General features: G+C 60.9%; 27 protein-coding genes. 13 read left to right on the top strand and 14 right to left on the bottom strand.

Annotated elements, in window-relative coordinates:
• Positions 1-10: 10 nt before the first annotated feature.
• Both F6S08_RS09730 and F6S08_RS09725 read right to left on the bottom strand, forming a co-directional pair.
• Positions 11-493, bottom strand: a complete 483-nt coding sequence (locus tag F6S08_RS09730) for a GAF domain-containing protein (RefSeq protein WP_065924449.1) — start codon at positions 491-493, stop codon at positions 11-13.
• Complete coding sequence (locus tag F6S08_RS09725) at positions 490-1,380, bottom strand: ATP-binding protein (RefSeq protein ID WP_027607006.1); 891 nt, start codon at positions 1,378-1,380, stop codon at positions 490-492. The genes F6S08_RS09730 and F6S08_RS09725 overlap by 4 nt, the downstream gene beginning before the upstream one ends.
• A 163-nt stretch (positions 1,381-1,543) precedes the next feature.
• Here F6S08_RS09725 and F6S08_RS09720 point away from each other — a divergent pair, with 163 nt between their 5' ends.
• A complete protein-coding gene (locus F6S08_RS09720; RefSeq protein ID WP_315871337.1) occupies positions 1,544-3,853 on the top strand; it encodes a response regulator in 2,310 nt (769 codons plus the stop codon).
• Here F6S08_RS09720 and F6S08_RS09715 read toward each other — a convergent pair.
• The 3 genes from F6S08_RS09715 to msrB all read right to left on the bottom strand — a co-directional run bounded on the left by F6S08_RS09715 (position 3,807) and on the right by msrB (position 5,391).
• Positions 3,807-4,298, bottom strand: coding sequence for a MarR family winged helix-turn-helix transcriptional regulator (locus F6S08_RS09715; protein ID WP_065947252.1), 492 nt, complete (start codon positions 4,296-4,298; stop codon positions 3,807-3,809). The two genes, F6S08_RS09720 and F6S08_RS09715, sit on opposite strands and share 47 nt — an antisense overlap.
• Positions 4,295-4,780, bottom strand: coding sequence for a glutathione peroxidase (locus F6S08_RS09710; protein ID WP_027607003.1), 486 nt, complete (start codon positions 4,778-4,780; stop codon positions 4,295-4,297). Before F6S08_RS09710 ends, F6S08_RS09715 begins: the two co-directional genes overlap by 4 nt.
• Before the next feature lie 218 nt (positions 4,781-4,998).
• Positions 4,999-5,391, bottom strand: coding sequence for a peptide-methionine (R)-S-oxide reductase MsrB (gene msrB / locus F6S08_RS09705; RefSeq protein WP_065924446.1), 393 nt, complete (start codon positions 5,389-5,391; stop codon positions 4,999-5,001).
• 202 nt (positions 5,392-5,593) lie between these two features.
• Between msrB and F6S08_RS09700 the strand changes: the two genes are divergently transcribed.
• Together F6S08_RS09700 and htpX are read left to right on the top strand one after the other, a co-directional pair.
• Positions 5,594-6,805, top strand: a complete 1,212-nt coding sequence (locus tag F6S08_RS09700) for a pyridoxal phosphate-dependent aminotransferase (RefSeq protein WP_065924445.1) — start codon at positions 5,594-5,596, stop codon at positions 6,803-6,805.
• Positions 6,806-7,108: 303 nt separating this feature from the next.
• Positions 7,109-7,996, top strand: a complete 888-nt coding sequence (gene htpX, locus F6S08_RS09695) for a protease HtpX (RefSeq protein ID WP_027607000.1) — start codon at positions 7,109-7,111, stop codon at positions 7,994-7,996.
• 53 nt (positions 7,997-8,049) lie between these two features.
• Here the strand turns inward: htpX and F6S08_RS09690 are convergent, their stop codons facing one another.
• Positions 8,050-8,706, bottom strand: a complete 657-nt coding sequence (locus tag F6S08_RS09690; RefSeq protein WP_065924444.1) for a thiopurine S-methyltransferase — start codon at positions 8,704-8,706, stop codon at positions 8,050-8,052.
• Between the two features lie 105 nt (positions 8,707-8,811).
• On the opposite strand from F6S08_RS09690, the gene F6S08_RS09685 reads away from it, so the two are divergent.
• Positions 8,812-9,579 carry a DODA-type extradiol aromatic ring-opening family dioxygenase gene (locus F6S08_RS09685; RefSeq protein ID WP_065924443.1) on the top strand — a complete coding sequence of 256 codons (768 nt, stop codon included), beginning with the start codon at positions 8,812-8,814 and terminating at the stop codon, positions 9,577-9,579.
• A 69-nt stretch (positions 9,580-9,648) separates the two neighbouring features.
• Here the strand turns inward: F6S08_RS09685 and F6S08_RS09680 are convergent, their stop codons facing one another.
• Entirely contained in the window at positions 9,649-11,322 is a 1,674-nt protein-coding gene (locus tag F6S08_RS09680) for a DEAD/DEAH box helicase (protein WP_027606997.1), read from the bottom strand.
• A 422-nt stretch (positions 11,323-11,744) separates the two neighbouring features.
• On the opposite strand from F6S08_RS09680, the gene F6S08_RS09675 reads away from it, so the two are divergent.
• Positions 11,745-12,536: a crotonase/enoyl-CoA hydratase family protein gene (locus tag F6S08_RS09675; protein WP_065924442.1), complete on the top strand. Its 792-nt coding sequence runs from the start codon at positions 11,745-11,747 to the stop codon at positions 12,534-12,536.
• Between the two features lies 1 nt (position 12,537).
• Here F6S08_RS09675 and F6S08_RS09670 read toward each other — a convergent pair whose 3' ends face one another.
• The gene (locus F6S08_RS09670) at positions 12,538-13,293 is read right to left on the bottom strand and encodes a spermidine synthase (RefSeq protein ID WP_065939972.1); all 756 of its coding nucleotides are present in this window, start codon (positions 13,291-13,293) and stop codon (positions 12,538-12,540) included.
• Between the two features lie 124 nt (positions 13,294-13,417).
• Here F6S08_RS09670 and F6S08_RS09665 point away from each other — a divergent pair, with 124 nt between their 5' ends.
• Positions 13,418-14,764, top strand: a complete 1,347-nt coding sequence (locus tag F6S08_RS09665) for a class II 3-deoxy-7-phosphoheptulonate synthase (RefSeq protein ID WP_027606994.1) — start codon at positions 13,418-13,420, stop codon at positions 14,762-14,764.
• On the opposite strand, the gene F6S08_RS09660 is transcribed toward F6S08_RS09665, so the two are convergent.
• Together F6S08_RS09660 and F6S08_RS09655 are read right to left on the bottom strand one after the other, a co-directional pair.
• Positions 14,754-15,974, bottom strand: coding sequence for a winged helix-turn-helix domain-containing protein (locus tag F6S08_RS09660; protein WP_315871336.1), 1,221 nt, complete (start codon positions 15,972-15,974; stop codon positions 14,754-14,756). The genes F6S08_RS09665 and F6S08_RS09660 overlap by 11 nt on opposite strands.
• A gap of 45 nt (positions 15,975-16,019) precedes the next feature.
• Positions 16,020-16,226, bottom strand: coding sequence for a DUF1127 domain-containing protein (locus tag F6S08_RS09655; RefSeq protein WP_065924439.1), 207 nt, complete (start codon positions 16,224-16,226; stop codon positions 16,020-16,022).
• Between the two features lie 70 nt (positions 16,227-16,296).
• On the opposite strand from F6S08_RS09655, the gene F6S08_RS09650 reads away from it, so the two are divergent.
• On the top strand, positions 16,297-17,178 hold the full coding sequence (locus tag F6S08_RS09650) for a LysR family transcriptional regulator (RefSeq protein WP_065924438.1): 882 nt from the start codon (positions 16,297-16,299) through the stop codon (positions 17,176-17,178).
• On the opposite strand, the gene F6S08_RS09645 is transcribed toward F6S08_RS09650, so the two are convergent.
• A complete protein-coding gene (locus F6S08_RS09645) occupies positions 17,168-17,917 on the bottom strand; it encodes a sulfite exporter TauE/SafE family protein (protein ID WP_027606990.1) in 750 nt (249 codons plus the stop codon). The genes F6S08_RS09650 and F6S08_RS09645 overlap by 11 nt on opposite strands.
• A 108-nt stretch (positions 17,918-18,025) precedes the next feature.
• Here F6S08_RS09645 and F6S08_RS09640 point away from each other — a divergent pair, with 108 nt between their 5' ends.
• The 4 genes from F6S08_RS09640 (at position 18,026) to F6S08_RS09625 (ending at position 21,208) form a co-directional block, all read left to right on the top strand.
• Entirely contained in the window at positions 18,026-18,976 is a 951-nt protein-coding gene (locus F6S08_RS09640) for a LysR family transcriptional regulator (protein ID WP_065924436.1), read from the top strand.
• Between the two features lie 79 nt (positions 18,977-19,055).
• Entirely contained in the window at positions 19,056-19,508 is a 453-nt protein-coding gene (locus F6S08_RS09635) for a MarR family winged helix-turn-helix transcriptional regulator (protein WP_027606988.1), read from the top strand.
• Between the two features lie 236 nt (positions 19,509-19,744).
• On the top strand, positions 19,745-20,164 hold the full coding sequence (locus tag F6S08_RS09630) for an organic hydroperoxide resistance protein (protein WP_027606987.1): 420 nt from the start codon (positions 19,745-19,747) through the stop codon (positions 20,162-20,164).
• A gap of 27 nt (positions 20,165-20,191) precedes the next feature.
• Complete coding sequence (locus tag F6S08_RS09625; protein ID WP_074844657.1) at positions 20,192-21,208, top strand: alpha/beta hydrolase; 1,017 nt, start codon at positions 20,192-20,194, stop codon at positions 21,206-21,208.
• Positions 21,209-21,273: 65 nt separating this feature from the next.
• Here F6S08_RS09625 and F6S08_RS09620 read toward each other — a convergent pair whose 3' ends face one another.
• Both F6S08_RS09620 and earP read right to left on the bottom strand, forming a co-directional pair.
• Complete coding sequence (locus F6S08_RS09620) at positions 21,274-21,846, bottom strand: elongation factor P (protein ID WP_003172723.1); 573 nt, start codon at positions 21,844-21,846, stop codon at positions 21,274-21,276.
• Positions 21,847-21,894: 48 nt separating this feature from the next.
• On the bottom strand, positions 21,895-23,028 hold the full coding sequence (earP, locus tag F6S08_RS09615) for an elongation factor P maturation arginine rhamnosyltransferase EarP (protein WP_065924433.1): 1,134 nt from the start codon (positions 23,026-23,028) through the stop codon (positions 21,895-21,897).
• Positions 23,029-23,195: 167 nt separating this feature from the next.
• Here earP and F6S08_RS09610 point away from each other — a divergent pair, with 167 nt between their 5' ends.
• Together F6S08_RS09610 and F6S08_RS09605 are read left to right on the top strand one after the other, a co-directional pair.
• On the top strand, positions 23,196-23,567 hold the full coding sequence (locus F6S08_RS09610; RefSeq protein ID WP_065947246.1) for a hypothetical protein: 372 nt from the start codon (positions 23,196-23,198) through the stop codon (positions 23,565-23,567).
• Between the two features lie 5 nt (positions 23,568-23,572).
• A complete protein-coding gene (locus F6S08_RS09605) occupies positions 23,573-24,055 on the top strand; it encodes a transcription elongation factor GreAB (RefSeq protein ID WP_315871335.1) in 483 nt (160 codons plus the stop codon).
• 5 nt (positions 24,056-24,060) lie between these two features.
• On the opposite strand, the gene cysB is transcribed toward F6S08_RS09605, so the two are convergent.
• The gene (gene cysB / locus F6S08_RS09600) at positions 24,061-25,035 is read right to left on the bottom strand and encodes an HTH-type transcriptional regulator CysB (RefSeq protein ID WP_003189876.1); all 975 of its coding nucleotides are present in this window, start codon (positions 25,033-25,035) and stop codon (positions 24,061-24,063) included.
• Positions 25,036-25,077 lie beyond the last annotated feature (42 nt).

The raw sequence follows: 25,077 nt of genomic DNA, 5'->3' as shown, positions 1-25,077 counted from the left end.
CCTATTTCGATCAGCAGTCGGTCAAACGCAGGAAAATCGCCGCCAGCTGTTCGATACCGGCCTGATCCTGGGGGGTAAAGCGGGCCAACGACGGGCTATCGAGGTCAAGGACACCAATCAATGTGCCGTCCTTGACCAGTGGCACCACCAGTTCGCTGTTGGACGCGCTGTCACAGGCGATATGCCCGGGGAACGCGTGCACATCGTCTACTCGCTGGGTTTGCCGCGAGGCCGCGGCCGCGCCGCACACCCCACGGCCGAACGGAATACGCACACAGGCGATCTGCCCCTGGAACGGGCCGAGCACCAGCTCTTCATTGCGGTTGAGGTAAAAGCCCGCCCAGTTCAGGTCATCCAGCTGGCTGAACAGGAAAGCCGAAAACTGGGCGCTGTTGGCGATGAAATCACGCTCATCGGCCAGCAGCGACTCCAGCTGGGCACTCAGCAAGGCATAGCCACCGAGGCCGGTGCCGGCCTGTTGTAAATCGATCATGGTTGACGCTCCAGCAATTTGAGACCCACCCAGTAACGGGCGAATTGATACGCGCAACGACCGTTGCGGTTGCCGCGCCCGGTGGCCCAGCGCACGGCGAGAATGTCGAGGTCCTCATCACGCTGCCACTGCAAACCCGCCTTGTTCGCCAGCTCGCCGATCCAGTGCTCGACCACGTCCAGGAAATGTTCCTGGGTGAACGGGTAGAACGACAGCCACAAGCCAAAGCGGTCGGACAAGGCAATCTTGTCTTCCACCGCCTCGCTCGGGTGCAACTCACCGTCCACGCGCTTCCAGTTATCGTTGTCGCTCTGGTTTTCCGGCACCAGGTGGCGGCGGTTGGACGTGGCATACAGCAGCACGTTTTCAGGGGCCTGTTCCAGGGAGCCATCCAGCACGCTCTTGAGCACCCGATAGTCGCCTTCGCCGGCTTCGAACGACAAGTCGTCGCAGAACAGGATGAAACGTTGCGGCAACTTGAGCAGTTGCTCGACCACCCGCGGCAGGTCGGCCAAGTGGTCACGCTCGATTTCGATCAGGCGCAGACCGGCCTTGGCGTGTTGAGCGAGCAAAGCGCGCACCATGGACGATTTACCGGTGCCCCGCGACCCCCACAGCAACGCATGGTTGGCAGGCAGGCCATCCAGGAACTGCTGGGTGTTGCGCGCCAGGGTTTCACGTTGCTTGTCCACGCCGATCAGGTCGGACAAGCGCATGTCCAGGCTCACGTCCAGCGGCAACAGGAAGCCACTGCGGCCCTCACGCTGCCAGCGGGCGGCCAGGCACTGGTTCCAGTCGATGGTTTGGCGCGGCGCGGGCAACAAGGGTTCCAGGCGGGCGAGCACGGCATCGGCTCGCTCCAGAAAGGCACTCAATCGAGAATCCACGATTATTCCTCTGGCAAGTTCTTGCAAAAGATGGCGTATTGGCAACCCTGCGACAGACCGCTTGGGGCTGCGTAAAAAACGTTTCATGCCGGGCAGGCCTGGGCGTGTGGATGTTCAGCTATGCTTGCCGGGCGAAGGGAAACGTGAAGTGGTTCAACACTCAATGGATATCAAGTTCGCCCACCGCTTGTCTTATAAACAAGCCAGATTGACGGTGCTGGTCGGTTTCGTCTTGGGAACCTTGCTCAGCCTGATCCAAATCGGCATTGATTATGCCAGCGAAGACGCATCCATCAACCGCGAAATACGTTCGCTGATCGAAATCAGCCATAACCCCGCGTCACGTATCGCCTACAACATCGATGCCGAACTGGCCCAGGAACTGACCCTGGGCCTGCTGCACTCCCCCGCCATCATTCGCGCGCAGTTGATCGACAACAACGGCGTGGTGCTGGCCGATGTCGACCGGCCACGCAAGGAAAGCACCTACCGGCCTATCAGTGACTTCATGTTTGGCGCCAACCGCCAGTTCGAAGACCAACTGTTCCTGAGCCACATGCCCAACGAGTCACTTGGCGTACTGCGCCTGGACGTCGACACCTACGCCTTTGGCAGCCGGTTCCTGCGCCGCGCCGAGATCACCCTGCTCAACGGGTTCGCGCGTAGCCTGCTGCTGACCGGGATTCTGCTGGGCCTGTTCTACGTCATGCTGACCCAACCGCTGGTGCGCATTATTCGTGAGCTGAGTACCCGCAAGCAGGCACGCCTGGACTGCCCGCCAGGGCATGAGCACGATGAAATCGGCGTGCTGGTGGACGTCGCCAACCAGCAATTCGAAAACATGGAAACCGAAATCCAGCAGCGCCGCCACGCCGAGGATCGGCTGACCGAATACCTGGGGCAACTGGAACATATCGTGTCCGCGCGCACCCTTGAACTCAAGGCCAGCAACCAGCGGCTGACCCAGTCCAACGATGAGCTGGAAGCCGCCAAGATGCATGCATTGGGCATGGCCCAGGCCCGGGCGGCCTTCCTGGCGAACATGAGCCACGAAATCCGCACCCCGCTCAACGGCCTGCTGGGCATGATCGCACTGTCGCTGGACAGCCCGTTGAACGCCGAACAACGCCAGCAACTGTCTATCGCCCATGACTCCGGCAAAGTGCTGGTGGAACTGCTCAACGATATTCTCGACCTGTCCAAGTTCGACGCCGGCCAGTTGGAGCTGGAGCGCATCCCCTTCGACCTCGGCGCGCTGGTGGAAGACACCGCCAACCTGTTATCGCAGAACGCCGCACCGAGCGTGGAGCTGAGCTGCCTGATCGACTCGCAGTTCCCGGCCCAGGTGCTCGGTGACCCGACCCGTGTGCGGCAGATTGTCAGCAACTTGCTCTCCAACGCCTTGAAGTTCACCCGCTTTGGTCGGGTTGATGTGCGCCTGGGTACCCACGACGGCGGCGTACGCATTGAAGTCTGCGATACCGGCATCGGTATTGCGCAGGAAGCGCAGGTGAAAATCTTCCAACCGTTCACCCAGGCCGGCGCCGGCATCACTCGCCAGTATGGCGGGACGGGCCTGGGCCTGGCACTGACGCACAACCTGTGCGAAGCGATGAAGGGGCGCTTGAGTATCAGCTCGGAAGTGGGCTTTGGCAGCCAGTTCTGCGCAGACCTGCCACTGCCCGCCCATTTGCCCGCAGTGCAGCCAGCGCCTCTCAAAGGCGAGGTCATCGCCATCACCAACGCCGGCAGCGGCCTGACAGAGTTGCTCACGACCCTGCTGCCCTGCTGGGGACTTTCCCTGCGTTGTTTCACCATGGATGACGATTTGAGCGGGCAAACCCCCGACCTGCTGATTACCGACTGCCCGGAATGCCTGTTCCGCATACGGCCGGGCATTACCGCGCCCATCCTGCTGGTGACCGCCTATGGCAACTTCATGCCCAGCGAAGAAGTGGCGGCACTGGCGCCGTTGCACCAACAGGCACGCCCCTTGAGCCGCAACGCGCTGTACCAGATCCTGCAACGCAACTTACGCACCGACGCGCACCTGGTGCTTGACCCCGTCCAAGTGGATGCCGCACCGCTCGCACATCGGGCGCGCATCCTGCTGGTGGAGGACAACCCGGTCAACCAACTGGTGGCCAAGGGCATGCTCAGCAAACTGGGCTGCGAAGTGATCGTGGCCGCCCACGGTGGCGAAGCGCTCAAGTTTCTTGAAGAACAGCGCTTCGATATGGTGCTGATGGACTGCAACATGCCGGTGATGGATGGCTATGAGGCCAGCCGGCAGATTCGGCGCAGCGGACGCTGGCCGGACCTGCCGATTGTCGCGTTGACCGCCAATGCCCTGTCCGAAGAGCGCGAGCGCTGCCGTGCGGCGGGGATGAATGATTACCTGGCCAAGCCGTTCCGCCGCGAAGAACTCAATGCCCTGCTGGACTTGTGGGTGCCTGGGACGACAAGTCTTTAAGTTGCACAAGCAACTGGTCGAGACCATCGCGCAAGGCATCGGCTTGATTCAGGTCGATGCCGCGATCACACAACAGGCGGGTCTTCAGGCCATGGGCCTGGTCCCGCAGTTGCACACCGGCCTCGGTCAGGCTCAAGTGCACTTCACGCTCATCCCTGGCACTGCGCCGACGCGTCACTAACTCAAGCTGTTCAAGGCGCTTGAGCAGCGGCGTCAGCGTGCCTGAGTCGAGCATCAGGCGCTCCCCCAGGGCCTTGACCGTCGGCTGCAGCGCAGGCGTGGCGTGCCACTCCCACAACACCAGCATCACCACATATTGCGGGTAGGTCAGACCCAACTGGTCGAGCATCGGCTTATAGGCACGGGTGACAGCGCGTGACGCAGCGTAGAGCTTGAAACACAGCTGGTTGTCCAGGGCCAGGGACACACTGGGCAAGTCGGTCATTTGAGCAAGGCTTCGATCTCTTGGGTCAAGTCCTGCGGCTTGGTGGCAGGACCGAAGCGCTTGACCACCTGGCCGTCGCGGCCGATGAGGAACTTGGTGAAGTTCCACTTGATGCCCTTGGACCCCAGCAGCCCCGGCGCCTGTTTTTTCAGTTGCACGAACAGTGGATGGGCATCGCTGCCATTGACGTCGATCTTCTTGAACAACGGGAAGCTGACACCGAAGTTCAGCTCGCAGAATTCGGAAATCGCACCTTCATCACCGGGCTCCTGCTTGCCGAACTGGTTGCAAGGAAAGCCCAATACCACCAGGCCCTGGTCCTTGTACTGCTGCCAGAGTTGCTCCAGGCCCTTGTACTGCGGGGTGAAGCCGCATTTGCTGGCGGTGTTGACCACGAGGACGGCCTTGCCGGCGAAATCGGCCAAGGTCTTTTGCTCACCCTTGATGGTGGTGCAAGGGATGCTCAGCAGGTTGTTGCTCATGGCAGTGCCTCGATAAGGAAGAAAGAGGATGAAACATAGTAGGCAATTCAATTGCGTGCAATTTAATTGACCACACTGATGACACCTCATCAACACTCTGTAGGAGCGAGCTTGCTCGCGAAAAACTCAAGGACACCGGGCTGAACCAGAATGCCCGTGTAATCGTTGACGACTTTCGCGAGCAAGCTCGCTCCTACAGGCGCCCGCCGTCAGTCGAGTTAACGGGGTACAAGCTCCAGGCACACCGAGTTGATGCAATACCGCAGCCCCGTCGGCGGCGGACCGTCCGGGAACACATGGCCCAGATGCGCATCGCATTTGGCGCAGGTGACTTCGGTGCGGATCATGCCGTGGCTGACGTCACGGATCTCGATCATTGCACTGTCGGCGATCGGCGCGTAGAAACTCGGCCAGCCGCAGCCGGAGTCAAACTTGGTGGTCGAATCGAACAGTGGCGCATTGCAGCAGATACAGTGATACACGCCATCGGTCCGGGTCTCATTGTACTTACCGCTGAAAGGACGCTCGGTGCCTTTGAGGCGGCACACGTTGTACTGCTCCGGATCGAGCATTGCCTTCCATTCTTCAACGGTTTTCTGCAACTTTTCCATCGGTACACCTCGGCAACTGAAAAAGCCTGATCTGTATCTTTTCCACGGATCAGGCGGCACGTATGATTGCGCCTCTTCAAAACGCCAGTCTGGCACCCGCGCTACCGGCATTCAAACGTATTTATGGGTGCGGGCCTTGCAGCATTCACAGTACGGTAGTGCCCACACCGTCTGGATCGTTCATTTTCAGGATCACATCGCCATGCAGGTCAGCAAATCGAACAAGCTCGCCAACGTCTGCTACGACATTCGCGGCCCGGTGCTCAAGCACGCCAAGCGCCTGGAAGAGGAAGGCCATCGCATCCTCAAGCTGAACATCGGCAACCCGGCGCCCTTTGGTTTCGAAGCGCCGGATGAAATCCTCCAGGATGTGATCCGCAACCTGCCCACCGCCCAGGGCTACAGCGACTCCAAGGGCCTGTTCAGCGCGCGCAAGGCCGTGATGCAGTACTACCAGCAGAAGCAGGTCGAAGGCGTCGGCATCGAAGACATCTACCTGGGTAATGGTGTGTCCGAGCTGATCGTGATGTCCATGCAGGCCCTGCTCAACAACGGCGACGAAGTGCTGGTGCCAGCACCGGACTACCCACTGTGGACCGCCGCCGTGACACTGGCCGGCGGCCACCCGGTGCATTACCTGTGCGACGAGGGCGCCGACTGGTTCCCGGACCTGGCCGACATCAAGGCCAAGATCACGCCGAACACCAAGGCCCTGGTGATCATCAACCCGAACAACCCCACCGGTGCGGTGTACTCCAGGGAAGTGCTGCTGGGCATGCTCGAGCTGGCACGCCAGCACAACCTGGTGGTGTTCTCCGACGAGATCTACGACAAGATCCTCTACGACGATGCGGTGCATATCTGCACCGGTTCCCTGGCGCCGGACCTGCTGTGCCTGACCTTCAACGGCCTCTCCAAGTCCTACCGCGTGGCGGGCTTCCGCTCCGGCTGGATCGCGATTTCCGGGCCCAAGCACAATGCCCAGAGCTACATCGAAGGCATCGACATGCTGGCCAACATGCGCCTGTGCGCCAACGTGCCGAGCCAGCACGCAATCCAGACCGCCCTCGGCGGCTACCAGAGCATCAATGACCTGATCCTGCCCCAGGGCCGCCTGCTGGAACAGCGCAACCGTACCTGGGAGCTGCTCAATGCAATCCCGGGCGTGAGCTGCGTCAAGCCCATGGGCGCGCTGTACGCCTTCCCGAGGATCGACCCGAAGGTCTGCCCGATCCTCAACGACGAGAAATTCGTGCTCGACCTGCTGCTCTCGGAAAAGCTGCTGGTGGTCCAGGGCACGGCGTTCAACTGGCCGTGGCCGGATCACTTCCGAGTGGTGACCCTGCCCCGCGTGGATGACCTGGACATGGCCATTGGCCGTATCGGCAATTTCCTCAAGTCCTATCGCCAGTAACCGACGTGGCGCTGTACGACCGGCATTCGGTCGTACAGCGATTATCTGGCAACACTTCTCTGGCTGTGCACTTTCCCCGTACTGCATTTGCGTTTCTACATCCACAAGCCCCTGTGGTTACGGGGCCGCAAGGCAAAAAATAGCTTTTCACGGATAACATTCGTCATCGGAAAATCCCTTCAAGGCTCTACATTCAGGCTGTAGGACACAGTTTGAAATAGTCGCTCGGTTGAATCACCCCAAGCCGCACCTTATATACCCCGCAGTACGCGACATATTAAGCATGAGGAGAACTCTACAACCATGATGCGCATCCTGCTGTTCTTGGCCACCAACCTGGCGGTCGTGCTGATTGCCAGCATCACCCTGAGCCTTTTCGGCTTCAACGGGTTCATGGCGGCCAACGGGGTTGATCTGAACCTCAATCAGCTGCTGATTTTCTGTGCGGTCTTTGGTTTTGCCGGTTCGCTGTTCTCGCTGTTCATCTCCAAGTGGATGGCGAAGATGAGCACCAGCACCCAGATCATCACTCAACCACGCACCCGCCATGAACAATGGCTGATGCAGACCGTGGAGCAGTTGTCTCAAGAAGCAGGTATAAAAATGCCCGAGGTCGGGATTTTCCCTGCTTACGAGGCCAACGCCTTTGCGACGGGCTGGAACAAGAACGACGCCCTCGTGGCGGTCAGCCAAGGGCTGCTCGAGCGCTTTTCACCCGATGAGGTGAAGGCGGTCCTCGCGCACGAGATCGGCCACGTAGCCAACGGCGACATGATTACCCTTGCGCTGGTGCAGGGCGTGGTGAACACCTTCGTGATGTTCTTTGCGCGGATCATCGGCAACTTTGTCGACAAGGTGATCTTCAAGAACGAAGGCGGCCGCGGAATCGCCTACTTCGTAGCGACCATCTTTGCCGAAGTGGTACTGGGCTTCCTGGCCAGCGCGATTGTGATGTGGTTCTCGCGCAAACGAGAGTTCCGTGCAGACGAAGCCGGCGCGCGCCTGGCTGGCACCAGTGCAATGATCAGTGCGCTGCAGCGCCTGCGCTCCGAACAGGGCCTGCCGGTGCATATGCCCGACAGCCTGACCGCCTTTGGCATCAACGGTGGTGTCAAGCAGGGCCTGGCTCGCATGTTCATGAGCCACCCGCCGCTGGAAGAGCGTATCGACGCGCTGCGTCGTCGGGGCTGATACCCGGTAATGCAAAAGGGGCGATTGGATCGCCCCTTTTTTGCGCGCGGGTTTTACCCCTTGGTGAGCCGATAAACGCGCTCTTCAAGACACGTGACACCGTCCTGCACGAACTTCCAGCTCTCACCCAGGATATCCTGGGCTTCGAGCACCTCCAGGCTCCACTGCAAACCCAGCAGCACCTTCACCTCATCATCCGGCACCGCAAAGGGCGGGCCGGCTTTTTGCGTCTGGTCGTAGTCCAGGGTGATCAGTATTCCCTGGCAGCCTGGCCGCAACAGGCTGTTCAACTGCTCGGCGTACTGCGCGCGCATCAGCGGCGGCAGGGCGATCAGTGCGGCACGGTCGTAGAGCGCAGTGCAGTCAGCCAGTGCCCCGGCGTCCAAGGCAAAGAAATCGCCGCACCATATTTCGATCAAATCAGCCTGGTACACCTTGAACACGCCGTGCCGAGTGATGCGCGGCGTCAGGTTCTGCTCGCTGAAAAAGGCTTCTACCGCCTGCTCCGACAGTTCAACGCCGAATACGTGATAGCCGTTGCTGGCCAGCCACATCAGGTCCAGGCTTTTACCACACAGCGGCACCAGCACCTTGGCGCCCTGGGCAAGGCCCAGCGCAGGCCAATACCGCAGCAGGTAAGGATTGACCTCGGGCAGGTGAAAGCCAATCTGATTGCGCGCCCAGCGCTCCTGCCAGAATTTGGGCTCCATGGAATCACCTCCGAAAATTCGATCAAAAAGCGCTAAAACTTATATTAGATTTAGATCAATGATCTGATTGAAGATGGGCCCATGTTAAACCTCAGGACCTTCCTTATGTTGCCCAGCCTGTTTATCTCCCACGGATCGCCCATGCTTGCCCTGCAACCCGGCGCCAGCGGCCCCGCCCTGCAGCGCCTGGCCGCTGAACTGCCGCGGCCGAAGGCAATTGTGGTGGTGTCGGCACATTGGGAAAGTCAGGAACTGCTGGTCAGCGGCAGTGCTGCGCCCGAGACCTGGCACGACTTCGGCGGTTTCCCCCGGGAGCTGTTCGCCGTGCAGTACCCGGCACCGGGCGACTTGCAATTGGCCAACGAAATTGTCGAACTGCTTCATGCCGACGGCTTGAATGCGCGGATCGATGAGCGCCGCCCTTTTGACCATGGCACCTGGGTGCCGCTCTCGCTGATGTACCCGGCAGCGGATATTCCAGTGGTGCAAGTCTCCTTGCCAAGTCACATGGGCCCTGCCCTGCAAACCCGCGTCGGGCATGCCTTGGCCAGCTTGCGCGAACAGGGCGTACTGTTGATCGGCTCCGGCAGCATCACCCATAACCTGGGCGAGCTGAACTGGCAGGCCGGACCTGAGAGTATCGAGCCTTGGGCACGCGACTTCCGTGACTGGATGGTGGAGACACTCGCCGCCAACGACGAGGCGGCCTTGCATGATTACCGTCGCCAGGCGCCCCACGCCGTGCGCAATCATCCCAGCGATGAACATTTGTTGCCGCTGTACTTTGCGCGGGGCGCAGGGGGTGACTTCAGCGTTGCACACCAGGGGTTCACCATGGGCGCGCTGGGTATGGACATCTACCGCTTCGGTTAACAGCGGACAAAAAAAATCCCCGAACCAGTCGGGGATTTTTTATGTGCGATCAATCAGCCCAAGGGCGGATCAATCTTCGCGGTAGCGACGCAGCTTCAATTGCTTGCCGGCAACGCGGGTGTCTTTCAGCTTGGTCAGCAGTTTTTCCAGACCGTCTTCCGGCAGCTCCACCAGGGAGAAGCTGTCACGGACCTGGATGCGACCGATGGCTTCACGTGCCAGGCCACCCTCGTTGAGGATAGCGCCCAGCAGGTTCTTGGCAGCGATACCATCACGTGCGCCCAGCGCGGTACGGCAACGAGCACGGCCTTCAGCCAATGGAACCGGAGCGCGACGCTCGCGATCACCACGGTCCGGACGGTCGCCGGTACGCTCTGGACGATCACCGCGTGGCGCGTTGTTCGGCACCAGTGGGCGCTCTTTCTCGATGGCTGCCAGGGTCAGGGCCTGACCGTTGGTAGCCTTGCGCAGCAGGGCTGCAGCCAGGGCACGCGGGGTGCAACCGATATCGGCGGTCAGGCGGTCCAGCAGGTCGCCGTGGGTCGATTCAGCGTCAGCCACCAGCGGCGACAGGCTGTTGGTCAGTTTCTTGATGCGGGCATCGAGAACAGCCTGGGCATCCGGCAGGCGGACTTCGGCGACTTTCTGACCGGTTACACGCTCGATCACTTGCAGCATGCGGCGCTCACGTGGCGTCACCAGCAGCAGTGCACGACCTTCGCGACCGGCACGGCCGGTACGGCCGATACGGTGAACGTAGGATTCCGGATCGTAAGGCATGTCAACGTTGAACACGTGGGTGATACGCGGCACGTCGAGACCACGAGCCGCTACGTCGGTCGCCACAACGATGTCCAGGCGGCCATCCTTGAGGGAGTCGATCACGCGCTCACGTTGGTTCTGGGCGATGTCACCGTTCAGCGCAGCGGCTTTGTAGCCTTTGGCTTCCAGGGCACTGGCCAGGTCCAGGGTCGCTTGCTTGGTACGCACGAACATGATCAGGGCGTCGAAGTCTTCGACTTCCAGCAGGCTCAATACAGCCGAGGTCTTCTGGTCAGCGTGAACCAACAGGTGAGCCTGTTCGATCGCGGTAACGGTCTGAGTCTTGGTCTGGATCTTCACGTGTTGCGGATCGCGCAGATGGCGTTCGGCAATGGCACGGATCGACTGTGGCAGGGTAGCCGAGAACAGGACGGTCTGACGGGTCGGAGGCAGTGCCTTGAAGATGACTTCCAGGTCATCCATGAAGCCCAGCTTCAACATTTCGTCAGCTTCGTCCAGAACCAGGTGGTTCACGGTCGACAGGACTTTCTCGTCGCGACGCAGGTGGTCGCACAGACGGCCCGGGGTGGCAACAACAATCTGAGCGCCATTACGGATGGCTTTCAGTTGCGGGCCCATCGGCGCGCCGCCATAGACGGCAACAACGGTAACGCCTGGCATTTGCTTGGCGTAGGTTTCGAAAGCGGTTGCTACTTGCAGCGCCAACTCACGCGTTGGCGCCAGGATCAGGGCTTGCGGTTCGCGCTTGGCAGGATCGATGCAGTGTAGGATAGGCAGGGCGAACGCGGCGGTTTTACCGGTACCGGTTTGCGCCTGGCCAATCATGTCCTGGCCGGCCATGATGATCGGGATCGATTGCTGCTGAATCGCCGAAGGTTCTTCGTAGCCGGTCGCGATGACGGCAGCGAGAATGTTCGGGTTAAGATTAAAAGCGGCGAAGCCGCCGGTTTCCTGGGTCATGGGTCTGCCTCTAAGTGCATCCGCAAAGACCCATGCTCCAAAGCTGCGCATGCCGTGTTGAGACTCAAGAGTCGCCCTGGCTGCTTTGTCGGCGGGGATTTGCGAAAACGAATGAATGAAAAAGATTCGTCAAGGGAGAGTCCGCTGTGCGGACGTGCAGCCGAAGCTGACTTCGGGGAATTGCGCTACCTAAACGCGGCCCGGTTAAAGGCCGGCGCGCACTATACCGGAAATACCTGAAAAAGGGAGCTTTTTTTATCGCCAGGCGCCGATAAACCGCGCTGCATCACAGTCTTTGCAGATAAGCGCGGCAGGGTCTATTTTTCAAAGGCCCGGCCCTGCTGGTCATAACGCTTAAACGGTTCACCTTGCATCGAGACCCTTTGGTCTGAAACCCTTCATTGCGCCCGAGGGAACACCCGATGAATCAAGCCAGCAGCAGCCGCGTCAGCCGTGAACTCCAGGGCCATGTCCTGCTGTTGGGCCTGGATCGGGTCGCCAAGCGCAACGCCTTTGACCTGGACTTGCTCAATGAACTGAGCCTGGCTTATGGCGAATTTGATCGAAATGACGAAGCACGGGTGGCCGTAGTATTTGCCCACGGCGACCACTTCACCGCGGGCCTGGACCTGGCCAATGTCAGCGCTGTGATGGCTGGAGGCTGGCAACCGCCCCTGGGCGGTTGCGATCCCTGGGGCGTTTTCGCCGGCCCCAGGGTCAGCAAGCCGGTGATCGTCGCGGCCCAGGGCTATTGCCTGACCATCGGTATCGAGTTGATGCTCGCGGCGGATATCAACCTGTGCGCGAGCAATACCCGCTTTGCGCAGATGGAAGTGCAACGTGGGATTTTTCCGTTTGGAGGCGCGACATTGCGCTTTCATCAGATCGCCGGCTGGGGCAACGCCATGCGCTGGCTGCTCACCGGCGATGAATTCGACGCCCATGAAGCCCTGCGCCTGGGCCTGGTGCAGGAAGTCATGGCCAGTGAAGACCTGCTGCCCCGCGCCATCGAACTCGCCAGCCGCATCGCGCGCCAGGCCCCGCTTGGCGTCCAGGCCACCTTGATGTCGGCCCGCCTGGCACACATGGAAGGCGAAACCGTTGCCGCCGCCGCGCTGCCGCCGATGGTGGATAAATTGCTGAACAGCGAGGATGCCAAGGAAGGCGTGCGGGCGATGGTCGAGAAGCGGCCGGGGGTGTTCAAGGGCATCTAGCTTATGTAGCAGGACGAATCGCCTTGATCAACGGCTGCAACGAATAACCCAGACGCGGCGCCAACAACTCAGCCCGAGTAGAAAGCGCATCCAGATCCAGCGCCTGGTCCAGCTCCGAAGGCACCAACAGGATCACATTGCCCTCCTTCACCGGCAGTTCCCAATAATGCCGGTGGTACAAACCACGCAGCAACGCCGCGCCCAAAGGTTTGCCATCATCGGTCGCCCACTGGTTGATCACCAGCCAACCGCCGGGGTTGAGTTTCTTCTGGCAGTTTTCCAGGAAGGTCCAGGCCAGGTGTCCGACGCCGGGACCGACATCCGTGTAGAGGTCGACGAAAATCAGGTCCGCCGATTCAGCGCTCTCCAACAATTCCAAGGCGTCGCCGATGCGGATATACAGGCGCGGATCATCATCCAGCCCCAGGTATTCGATGGCCAGGCGCGGCACATCGGGGCGCAGCTCGATGGCTTCGACATCCTCCAGCGGCAGGAACTTGAGGCACGCCTGGGTCAAGGTGCCAGCTCCCAGGCCGAGGAACAGTGCGCTCTCCGGCTGCTCATGGCACAACGCGCCGATCAGCATCGCGCGGGTGTAGTCGTATTCCAGCCAGCTCGGGTCAGCGGTGAACACGCAGCTTTGCTCGATGGCGTCGCCAAACTCGAGAAACCGGTAATCGGCCACCTCGAGTACACGAATCATGCCGAAATCATCATGGACTTCGGCCAGCAGGCGCTCGACACGCTCCTCGCTCATCACTACTCCTAAAGGGTCTACCCCACGGCAAAGGCGCGATTGTCGGCCAACCGGCGGCAACAGGTCACGCACTAATTGCTGATAACATTGGCGCCCGACCGTCAACCACCCAATCGAGTTCATGATGAGCCAACCCTGGAGCCCCGACAGCTGGCGCGCCCTGCCAATCCAGCAACAACCCCAGTACCCGGACGCTGCGCACTTGTTGCAAGTGGAGCAGAGCCTGGCCAGCTATCCGCCGCTGGTGTTTGCCGGGGAAGCCCGCGAGTTGCGCCGTCAGTTTGCCGAGGTGACCCAGGGTCGCGCGTTCCTGCTGCAAGGTGGCGACTGCGCCGAGAGCTTTGCCGAGTTCTCCGCCGCAAAAATCCGCGACACCTTCAAGGTGTTGCTGCAGATGGCCATCGTGATGACCTTCGCCGCCGGCTGCCCGGTGGTGAAAGTCGGGCGCATGGCCGGCCAGTTCGCCAAGCCGCGCTCGGCCAACGATGAGACCCTCGACGGCATCACCCTGCCCGCCTACCGTGGCGACATCGTCAACGGCATTGGTTTCGACGAAAAAAGCCGCGTGCCGGACCCGGACCGCCTGCTGCAGTCCTACCACCAGTCCACCGCCACCCTCAACCTGCTGCGCGCCTTTGCCCAGGGCGGTTTTGCCGACCTGCACCAGGTGCACAAGTGGAACCTGGACTTTATCGCCAACTCCGCCCTGGCGGAAAAATACAGCCAGTTGGCCGACCGCATCGACGAAACCCTGGCCTTCATGCGCGCCTGCGGCATGGACAGCTCGCCGCAGTTGCGCGAAACCAGCTTCTTCACCGCCCATGAAGCGCTGCTGCTCAACTACGAACAAGCCTTCGTGCGCCGCGACAGCCTGACCAACGACTACTACGACTGCTCGGCCCACATGCTGTGGATCGGCGACCGCACCCGTCAGTTGGATGGCGCCCATGTCGAATTCCTGCGCGGGGTGAACAACCCGATCGGCGTGAAGGTCGGCCCGAGCATGAACCCGGACGACCTGATCCGCCTGATCGACATCCTCAACCCCGACAACGACCCCGGCCGCCTCAACCTGATCGCGCGCATGGGTGCAGGCAAAGTCGGCGACCACCTGCCCAAGCTGATTCGCGCGGTGCAGCGCGAAGGCAAGCAGGTGCTGTGGAGCTCCGACCCGATGCACGGCAACACCATCAAGGCCAGCAGCGGCTACAAGACCCGCGACTTTGCGCAGATCCTCGGCGAGGTCAAGGAGTTCTTCCAGGTGCACCAGGCCGAGGGCACCTATGCCGGCGGGATTCATATCGAAATGACCGGGCAGAACGTCACCGAGTGCATCGGCGGCGCACGGCCGATCACCGAAGATGGCTTGTCGGACCGCTATCACACCCATTGCGACCCGCGGATGAACGCTGATCAGTCGCTGGAGTTGGCATTCCTGATTGCCGAGACATTGAAGCAGGTCAAACGCTGATCATCGCAGCCCGCAACCGGTCGGCACTCGGCCGCTGGCAATTGAGCTGGATATGTTCCAGCCCCAGCCAGTCGGCCATTTGCCGCAGGTTCAGGGCCAGCGCCTGCATCCCCTCATCATCCAGCCCCGACTCCTCTTCGTGCACCCCATGCACGGCCAGGCGCCCGTTGGCGCGTTCGGCCCGCAGGTCGATACGTGCAGCGATCCGCTCGTTGTGCAAAAACGGCAGCACGTAGTAGCCGTACACCCGCTTGTGTTGCGGGGTGTAGATCTCCAGGCGGTAGCGGAAATCGAACAGGCGCTCGGTGCGGCTGCGCTCCCAGACCAGCGAGTCGAAGGGCGACAGCAGTGCGCTGGCCGACACCTTGCGTGGCATTTTGGGCTCGGGCAGGCAGTAGGCTGCCTGCTTCCAGCCTTGCACCTGGCACACCTGCAATTGCCCGTCCTCGACCAATTCCGCCAGGCGACTGCGACTGTCGGCGGGGTCAAGACGGAAGTAGTCGCGCAGGTCTTTTTCGGTGCCTACACCTAAGGCGGTGGCGCTGTGCAGCAACAGGCCACGCTGGGCCTCGGCCTCGGTCAACGGCGCCTGCTGGAGGATATCGCCAGGGATGACGCGCTCGGGCAAGTCATAGAGCCGCTCGAAGCCACGCCTGCCGGCAACGGTAACCAGGCCGGCGGCGAACAGCCATTCAAGCGCATGCTTTTCATCGCTCCAGTCCCACCAGGGTCCGGCTCGCTCTTCGCGGGTCGACAAACTGCCCGCGCCCAGCGCGCCCTGCTGTTCGACAGTCTGCAAAACGCGCTGGATCGTGGCCTGTTGTTCACGACCGAAGCGCGCCATCTGCGAATAGATTCCCCGTCCCTGCCGCGCCCGCTCCATACGCCAACGCATCAAGGGATACAACGCCATCGGCAGCAACGAGGCCTCGTGCCCCCAGTACTCAAACAGCGAACGCCGCCGGCCCTGGCTCCAGGCCGCCTGTTCAAGCATCAACGGCGAGTAACCGCCCAGGCGGGAAAACAGCGGCAAGTAATGAGAGCGCACCAGCGCATTGACCGAGTCAATCTGCAACACGCCCAAGCGCTCGATCACGCGGTTGATGTGAGCAGCTTTTATCAGTACGGGCGCCTGGCGCCCGGAAAATCCCTGGGCCGCCAGCGCCATGCGCCGAGCTTGCTTGAGGGAAAAAGACAGGTCGGCGGCCATGAGGTTCTCCATGTGGGCTCGCCAACCACCCTACTGCATCCGGCGTCATTTTCGCAGCGGGTCTTGCCAGAAATGCAGATGGCGATCCTGCTCAACGTCGCCGCGATTGAGCCCGATGTCCTTGAGCGCATCATCGCTCAAGCTGGCCAGGACCTGACGCTCCCCATGCAGCGCCTGCCAACGGGCAATCCTGTGAAACAGCCCGGAAAACGGACGTTTTGCCATCAACACAAAGCCTCTTTGACCTTTCATCTTCTCGCCCTCCAATGGGGATGACGCGAGTGTGTGCCTGGCCTTAAGATCAATCCAACGAATGTTTCTTATGCAATACATCTCGGAGATTGATCAATTGTCCGGCTACCCGAGCATCGACACTGAGGTACTGCGCACTTTCGTCGCCATCGCCGACCAAGGCGGTTTCACCCGCGCCGGTGAACGGGTCAACCGCACCCAATCGGCGGTGAGCATGCAGATGAAGCGCCTGGAAGAAGACGTGCTGCAGCGCAAACTGTTCGAGCGCGATGGCCGGCAAGTGCGGCTTACCCCCGAGGGCCAAGTGCTGCTGGGCTATGCGCGGCGTATCTTGAAATTGCACAGCGAAGTCTTCAACACCCTGCGCGAGCCGCATATGGTGGGGCTGGTACGCATCGGTACACCGGATGACTACGTGATGCGCTTCCTGCCGGGGATTCTCCAGCGGTTTTCCAAGGCATACCCGCTGATCCAGATTGAGATGCACTGCGAGGCGTCCACGGTGCTGATGCAGCGCCGGGACCTGGCCCTGACCGTGATCAGCCGAGAGCCCGGGAATGATGTCGGGGAGCTGTTGCGTTCCGAACGCATGGTATGGGCCGCAGCACCGTGCTTTTGCGTAGACGAGCACGACGCCCTGCCCCTGGCGATTTCCGGTGCTGACTGCCTTTATACCCAGTGGGCCCTTGGGGCACTGGATTCGGTCGAGCGCAGTTATCGCCTTGCCTATCACAGCACCAATGGGGCGGCGATCCAGGCAGTCGTCAGCGCGGGCTTGGCGGCCATGGTCAGCATGGAAAGCCTGGTGACTGCAGACCTGCGCATACTCGGCAGCGAGGAAGGGTTACCGCCCTTGCCGTCAATGAACCTGCGTTTGCTGCGTAACCCCCTGATGGCCTCACCGATCACCGATTGCCTGGCCGAGTACATTCTCGAAGGCTTCAGACTTTAAAGGTCAGCATTACCGCACACAGCACCAGGAAGCCGCAGAACAGGCCGCGCAACAGCCTTTCCGGCAGGGCGTGGGCGACTTTCACGCCCCAACTGATACTGAGCAGGCCACCGACGGCCAGGGGGATGCCGATCAGCCAGTCCACTTCGTGGTGCCAGGCATAGGTGACCAGGGTCACCCCGGTACTGGGCAGGGCCAAGGCCAGGGACAAGCCCTGGGCGACCACCTGGGTGGTGCCGAACACACTGGTCAGTACCGGCGTGGCCACCACCGCGCCGCCCACCCCAAACAAACCGCCCATGGAACCGGACGCCGCGCCCAACACGCCAAGCCAGGGCCAGGAATAACGCATGTGTGCCGTCGGCGGTGCATTTCGCGTGAACATGCGCAGCAGGTTGTAAGCCGAAAGCGTCAGCAGGAACACGATAAAGCCGATGCGCATGGCGCCTGCGTCCAGCCCCACGGCCCAGATCGAGCCGAGCCAGGCAAAGCTGAAGCCCATGATGCCCAACGGCAGGGCGTGGCGCAGTTCGATGCGATTGCGCTGGTGGTAACGCCACAGGGCGAGCATCACGTTGGGCACCACCATCACCAGCGCCGTGCCTTGGGCAAGTTGTTGGTCCAGGCCGAACCATACGCCGAGGACCGGGATCGCAATCAGCCCACCGCCAATACCAAACAGGCCACCGACCGTGCCGAGGGCCACGCCCAATACCAGGTAAACCGCTAAATCCAACACCGCTCGCTACTCCACATTCCCAGGCCCTGCATGCTACGCAGTCGACCCTGGCGCGGAAACGCACAGCAACGCACAATGGCTGTGCCAATCTCGCATAAGCGCGCATCGATGAATCCCAACACGCTGACCGATCAACTGAGCCTGTTTCTCGATGTACTGGAAACCGGCAGCTTTTCTGCCGCAGCCCGTCGCCATCCGCTGACCCCTTCGGCGGTGGCGCGGCGCATCGACAGCCTGGAAAGCTCCGTGGGCAGCCGCCTGTTCCAGCGCAGCACTCACGCGGTGGTGCCGACCCCGGCGGGCCTGGCCTTCGCCGAGCGGGCACGACGGATTGTCAGCGAGCTGCAACTGGCGCGGGCGGAAGCGGTCTCCTTGAGCCATGCCCCCGAAGGCTTGATCCGCGTGGACGCACCGGCAGCGTTTGGTCGACGGCATCTGGCACCCGTGATCGCCGACTTTCTGAATGTGTACCCGGGGCTGGATGTGCACCTGCATCTGATCGACAGCTTTGTCGATATGCAGGGCGCGCATCTGGGCAAGGTCGACCTGGTGCTGCGCGCCGGGCATATCGTCGATACACGGCTGATCGCCACGCCCCTGGCCAGTATCGTGCGCATCGCCTGCGCCAGTCCGGCCTACCTGAAAAGCCGTGGCACCCCGGCCCACCCTCGCGAATTGAGCGAGCATGACGGCCTGGACTGGGACGGCCTGGCGCCGATGTTCGCGTGGCGCTTCGAGTTGGACGGGCGACGTGCAACGCATCGCCCGCGGCGCATCCGCATGAGCGCCAACAACGCTGAAGCGTTGTTATCGGGCGCCCTCGCCGGGCTGGGGATCGCCCACCTCCCCACCTGGCTGGCCAGTGAGTACCTGGTGCGCGGCGAGTTACTGCCGCTGTTTTGCCAAGACGGCCTGCCCAACCCGGAGACCACCGGGATCTATGCACTGCGCCTGGAACAGCAGCCCAATGCGCGCAGCCGGTTGCTGCTGGAATACCTCAAGTCCCGATTCAGCCCCGTGCCGCCTTGGGATCTGGCCCTGCAAAGCGGACTGGTCTGACCACCCGCACAAAATTATCTGGCGCATTAAAGATTTGCCCGCTAGATTCCAGGCAGACACGCTTTTTTGAGGCACCACCATGAGCAAAAATCCCGCCCCGTGCGAATCCCTGTTGCTGGACAACCAACTGTGTTTCGCCCTGCACTCCACGTCGCTGCTGATGACCAAGGTCTACAAACCGCTGCTGCAAGCCCTCGGCCTGACCTACCCGCAGTATCTGGCCATGATGGTGCTGTGGGAAGAAGATGGTTTGACCGTCGGAGAAATCAGCAGCCGCCTGCTGACCGACCCGGGCTCCCTGACACCACTGCTCAAGCGCCTGGAAGCCGAAGGCCTGCTCAGCCGCACCCGCAGCCGTGAAGATGAGCGCGTGGTGGTGGTGGAACTGACCGGCGCCGGGCGCGCCTTGCAGGAAAAGGCCATGGGTATTCCACAGTGCATTCTCGGCGCCAGCGGTTTGGAGCTGGACCAATTGCGCAAGCTGCAGGCTGACTTGCTTGCGTTGCGGGGCAACCTGCAGAACGCGATCTGAACACGGCAAAACACTCAACCTGTGGGAGGAGGCTTGCTCCCGATGACGGTTTATCAGTCGACGAATCTTTTGACTGAAACACCGCTATCGGGAGCGAGCCCCCTCCCACATTGGTTTGCAGCGACTGAAAAATATTTATACATTTATCTTGCGCACTAAACATTAGCGCTATACATTTACCTCACCAACTACTTAGCGCGCAAAACTTTAGCGCTAAAAACCAAGAGGACGACACCATGCAAACGCTCTATACCGCAGTAGCCACCGCCACCGGCGGCCGTGATGGTCGCGCTGTTTCCAGCGACAATATCCTCGACGTCAAACTCTCCACCCCCAAGGAATTGGGCGGCGCCGGCGGCCAGGCCACCAACCCGGAACAACTGTTTGCCGCCGGTTACTCGGCCTGCTTTATCGGCGCCCTGAAATTCGTCGCCAGCCAGACCAAACGCAAAATCCCGGATGATGCCTCGATCACTGCCCACGTCGGCATCGGCCAGATCCCTGGCGGTTTCGGCCTGGATATCGACCTGCACGTCAGCCTGCCAGGCCTGGCCGAGGACGATGCGCAAAGCCTGGTCGACGCTGCGCACCAAGTCTGCCCGTACTCCAACGCCACCCGTGGCAACGTCGATGTGCGCCTGCACGTAACCGTCTAACCACTGCCGCTGTCACTGGAGAAGAACATGAACACATTTGCCAACGTGCTGACCGGCAGCCTGCTCGCCCTGTCCGTCACTCACGCGTTTGCCGCCAATGGCGACGTTGAACACAGTACCCAGGCCTTCCTGGATGTGTTGAACGCCGGCACTGGCAAACCGATGGAACAACTGACACCCACGCAAGCCCGTGCCGTACTGACGGGTGCCCAGGCCGGTGTGAAGTTGACCCTGCCCAAGGCGGACGTGAGCCAGAAGACCATTCAGGTCGATGGCCAGCCGCTGGACCTGACCATCGTGCGGCCAGCCGGGGTCAAGGGCACATTGCCGGTGTTCATGTTCTTCCACGGCGGCGGCTGGGTGTTGGGGGATTACCCGACTCACGAGCGCCTGGTGCGCGATCTGGTGGTGGGTTCGGGGGCCGTGGCGGTCTTCGTCAACTACACGCCTTCACCGGAAGCCCGCTATCCGGTGGCGATCAACCAAGCCTACGGCGCAACCAAGTGGGTCGCCGAGCATGGCAAGGACATCAACGTCGACGGCAAACGCCTGGCGGTCGCGGGTAATAGTGTCGGCGGCAATATGGCAGCCGTCGTCAGCCTGATGGCCAAGGACAAGGGCACACCTGCGATCAAGTTCCAACTGCTGTTATGGCCGGTGACCGATGCCAATTTCGAGACGGCGTCCTACAACCAGTACGCCGAAGGGCACTTCCTCACCAGGAACATGATGAAGTGGTTCTGGGACAACTACACCACCGACGCCAATCAGCGCGCCGAGATCTACGCCTCGCCGCTGCGGGCGACCGCGGATCAGCTCAAGGGCTTGCCGCCCGCGCTGATTCAGACCGCCGGTGCCGACGTGTTGCGTGACGAAGGCGAAGCCTATGCGCGCAAGCTGGACCAGGCCGGGGTTCCAGTGACGGCCGTGCGCTACAACGGCATGATCCACGACTACGGCTTGCTCAATGTGGTCAGCCAGGTACCAGCGGTGCGTTCGGCCTTGCTGCAGGCATCCGACGAGCTCAAGCAACACCTGAAGTAAAAAAGCAGCGCCCACGAAAAAGCCCGACGCTAGGTCGGGCTTTTTTCGTATCGGCGGGGCCAGAATTACTTCTTGGCGCGACCTTTGTACGAACCACCTTCGCGGGTGTCGATCTCGATCAGGTCGTCAATTTCGATGAAATCGGCTACTTGCAGTTCGGTACCGTTGCTCAGCTTGGCAGGCTTCATTACTTTGCCCGAAGTGTCACCGCGAGCGGAACCTTCGGTGTAGGCAACCTTACGCACGATAGTGGTCGGCAGCTCTACGGAAACCAGGCGCTCTTCGAAGAAAATAGCTTCGCAGACGTCTTCCATGCCTTCTTCGATGAACGGCAGAACAGCTTCGATATCTTCAGCGTTCAGCTCGTACATGGTGTAGTCGGTGGTGTCCATGAACGTGTAGGTATCGCCGCTGATGAAGGACAGGGTCGCTTCCTTGCGGTCGAGGATCACGTCGTCCAGTTTGTCATCGGCGCTGTAGACGATCTCGGTCTTGTAACCGGTCAGCAGGTTCTTCAGCTTGGTCTTCATGATTGCGCTGTTACGACCAGACTTGGTGAACTCAGCTTTCTGAACCAGCCAAGGGTCGTTTTCGAGACGGATCACTGTACCGGGTTTCAGTTCTTTACCAGTTTTCATTGCGTATATCCGAAATTTGGATGGGATTACAAAAATCAAGGTCGCGTATCATATCCAACTTTCATAAAACTGTACCAGCGCCGTCGCAAGATCGGCCTGCAAGCCTTGTTCCAGACACCACGTCTGCGCGTGCTGGCTTAACTCAGGCCAGTGCGCCAGCAGCATTTTCCACGCTTGTGCCATATCGCCATCAGTGTTCCAGGCTTGCCAGAGCTCGACCAGGGCAGCCTTTGCGGCCGGTGACAGCGCGGCGGTGTACAGGTCCAGGAAGGCGTCGAGCTTGTCCAGGTGGATGTCTTCGTCCTGGCGATAGATGTGCCACAGCAGCGGCCGCCCGGCCCATTGGGCGCGCACGAACGAGTCTTCGCCGCGCACGGCGTTGAAGTCGCAACACCACAGCAGGCGGTCATATTGCTCCTGGCGCACAAACGGCAGCACCTGCACGGTCAGGGCGTTGCGTTGATGGACGTCCCCCACCGCCAGGCCTTCGACACCGAGCCAATGCTGTACATCACCGAGGATGCGCCCTTCCGGCACCAAGAGATGAGTGGTGTGCCCGTCGGTCGAAAGTGCATCCAGCCAACTGGCCAGCCCGGCGTTTTCGTAGGCGAACAACGAGATCAGCCGCGCACCAGCTGCCGGAAACACACCCAAGGCTTGCAGGAATTGCCGCTGCGCAGCGGCATCCTGCTGAAACGCCTGACGCTGCTCCAGCAACCCTGCCTCGCGTAACAGCCCCCCGGTGCCGGGTCGGAAACCCGGAAAAAAGAAGTACTTCTGCACACCCTTGAACTTCACCGACGGCAACCGATGGCACCCCACTACCCAGTCTTCGGCACTGAGGTAATCCAGGTTCATCCACAACGGCGTGCGTTCACGCGCGGCCATGGCTTCCATGTAGTCAGGCGGCAACTGGCAGGCGAAGGCGGCGATCACCACATCGGCTGCCGGTGCGCTCGACCACACGGCCGGCCAATGGCGCACATCGACACCCTCTTGCCATTGCTGGTCCAGGCGCACATCAATCTCCGGACACATACGCTCGAAGGCGCGCAGGTCGTCGACCCACAAGCGCACCTCGCAGCCCTGCTCCGCCACCAATTGCCGGGCCAGGCGCCAGGTCACGCCGATGTCGCCATAGTTATCGACGACGCTGCAAAAAATATCCCAGCGGGCTTTCATTCCGCGCTCCAACGCTCAAAGGCTCGATTGTCCGCATAAATGCGCCAATGCAGAAGGCTTGATCGCGATTATTCTGCACAGTGGCTGTGCGACAATCGCCATCAACACCCCCGGATTTGCGTGGGGTGGATAAGACGGTACCTACGTTGTCCTTCAAGGAGCTCATCATGTCCTCTAGCGCGCCTATGTCGCTGCCCAAGCTCACGCTCGCCGTTGCCCTGGGGCTGTGGCTGGGATTTATCGCCATTGCGCTGACCAGTTGGCTGGCGTCGCGCTATCTGTTCCCGCAGAGCCTGGCGCCTGTAGCCCAGGCCGTTCAGCAACTGGGCAAACCTGCAGCGGTTGCGCCGGAGCCGCCGAACCGTATGTTCGAGCAGTACCAACAGAACCTGCAGAAGCAGGAACAACAGCAGGCCCTGGACCAGGCCCGCAATAACGCACGCAACCTGTCCAACCCAAAATGCCAGTTCTGGCTGCAGCAGGACCAGAACGCACCGAATGAAAAGACCCGGGCCAATGTCCTGCAATTCTGCGATTGATGACCATGAATAAACACGCCGTTCACCAGCTGATCCTGGAAAAACTCACGGTCGACCTCGACATCGCCCAGCGCGCCGCGCAGACCGCCTACGAAACCGCGACCCACGAAGAAAATATCGCCGAAAACAAATACGACACCCTCGGGCTGGAGGCGTCTTACCTGGCAGCCGGGCAAGCCAGGCGCGTCGAGGAAATCAAGCAGGCGCTGGCGCTGTGCCAGAACCTGCCACTGCGTGCGTACGATGATCAACGTGGCATAGAAGTCGGCACATTGCTGGGCCTGGAAGACGAGAACGGCCGCCAGCAGTGGCTGTTCCTGGCACCGGATGCGGCGGGTTTGAAGGTGGACGTGGTCGGGCAACCGGTGACCGTCATCACCCCGCGTTCACCCTTGGGCAAAAGCCTGCTGGGCAAGTACGAAGGTGATGAGGTGGATATTCTGGTGGCAGGCGCCCGGCAACACTTTACGGTTACCGAGGCCAAATAACCCCCTTAATGGACGGGCAATTCCACGCCGTCGAACAGCTCTTCCAGTTCCTGCTTGTTGTGGCACTGGATCGCCTTGGCCATGACTTCGCGGGTCAGGTGCGGGGCGAACTTCTCGATAAAGTCGCACATGAAGCCCCGCAGGAAGGTGCCACGGCGGAAGCCGATCTTGGTCACACTGGACTCAAACAGCTCGCTGGCATCCAGCACCACCAGGTCTTTATCGAGGTTGGTATCGACGGCCATCTTGGCGACGATGCCCACGCCCAGGCCCAGGCGCACATAGGTCTTGATGACGTCGGCGTCGGCGGCGGTGAACACCACTTTCGGCGTGAGGCCACGATGGCTGAAGGCTTCGTCGAGCTTGGAGCGGCCGGTGAAACCGAAGACGTAGGTGACGATCGGGTATTCGGCCAGGGCTTCCAGGGTCAGCTTCGGCAACTTTGCCAATGGGTGGCCCTGGGGCACGACGACGCAACGGTTCCAGCGGTAGCACGGCATCATCACCAGGTCACCGAACAGCTCCAGGGCTTCGGTGGCGATGGCAAAGTCGACGGTGCCGTCGGCGGCCATCTCGGCGATCTGCATCGGCGAGCCTTGATGCATGTGCAGCGCCACGTCCGGGTATTGCTTGATGAAATCGCGGATCACCGGCGGCAATGCGTAACGCGCCTGGGTGTGGGTCGTGGCAATCGACAAGGTGCCTTTCTTCTCGTTGGAGAATTCCTGGGCGATCTGCTTGATGCTCTCGACTTTGCGCAGGATCTCGCCGGCGGTAGTGATGATGCGTTCACCGGCCGGGGTGACACGGGTGAGGTGCTTGCCGCTGCGCGCGAACACTTCGACGCCCAGCTCGTCTTCGAGCAGGCGGATCTGCTTGCTGATACCGGGTTGGGAGGTGTAAAGGCTTTGAGCGGTAGCGGAAACGTTGAGGTCGTGGTGCGCCACTTCCCAGATGTAGCGCAGTTGTTGAAGCTTCATATGTGTCCCTCAAAGCAGATAGACGCCACGGGTATCAGCGAC

Origin of the sequence: Pseudomonas sp. JV449, assembly GCF_032424295.1 — a bacterium.
Taxonomy (GTDB): domain Bacteria; phylum Pseudomonadota; class Gammaproteobacteria; order Pseudomonadales; family Pseudomonadaceae; genus Aquipseudomonas; species Aquipseudomonas marginalis.
Note: the sequence above shows the minus strand (reverse complement) of the source record. Positions and strands in the feature narration are given on the sequence as shown.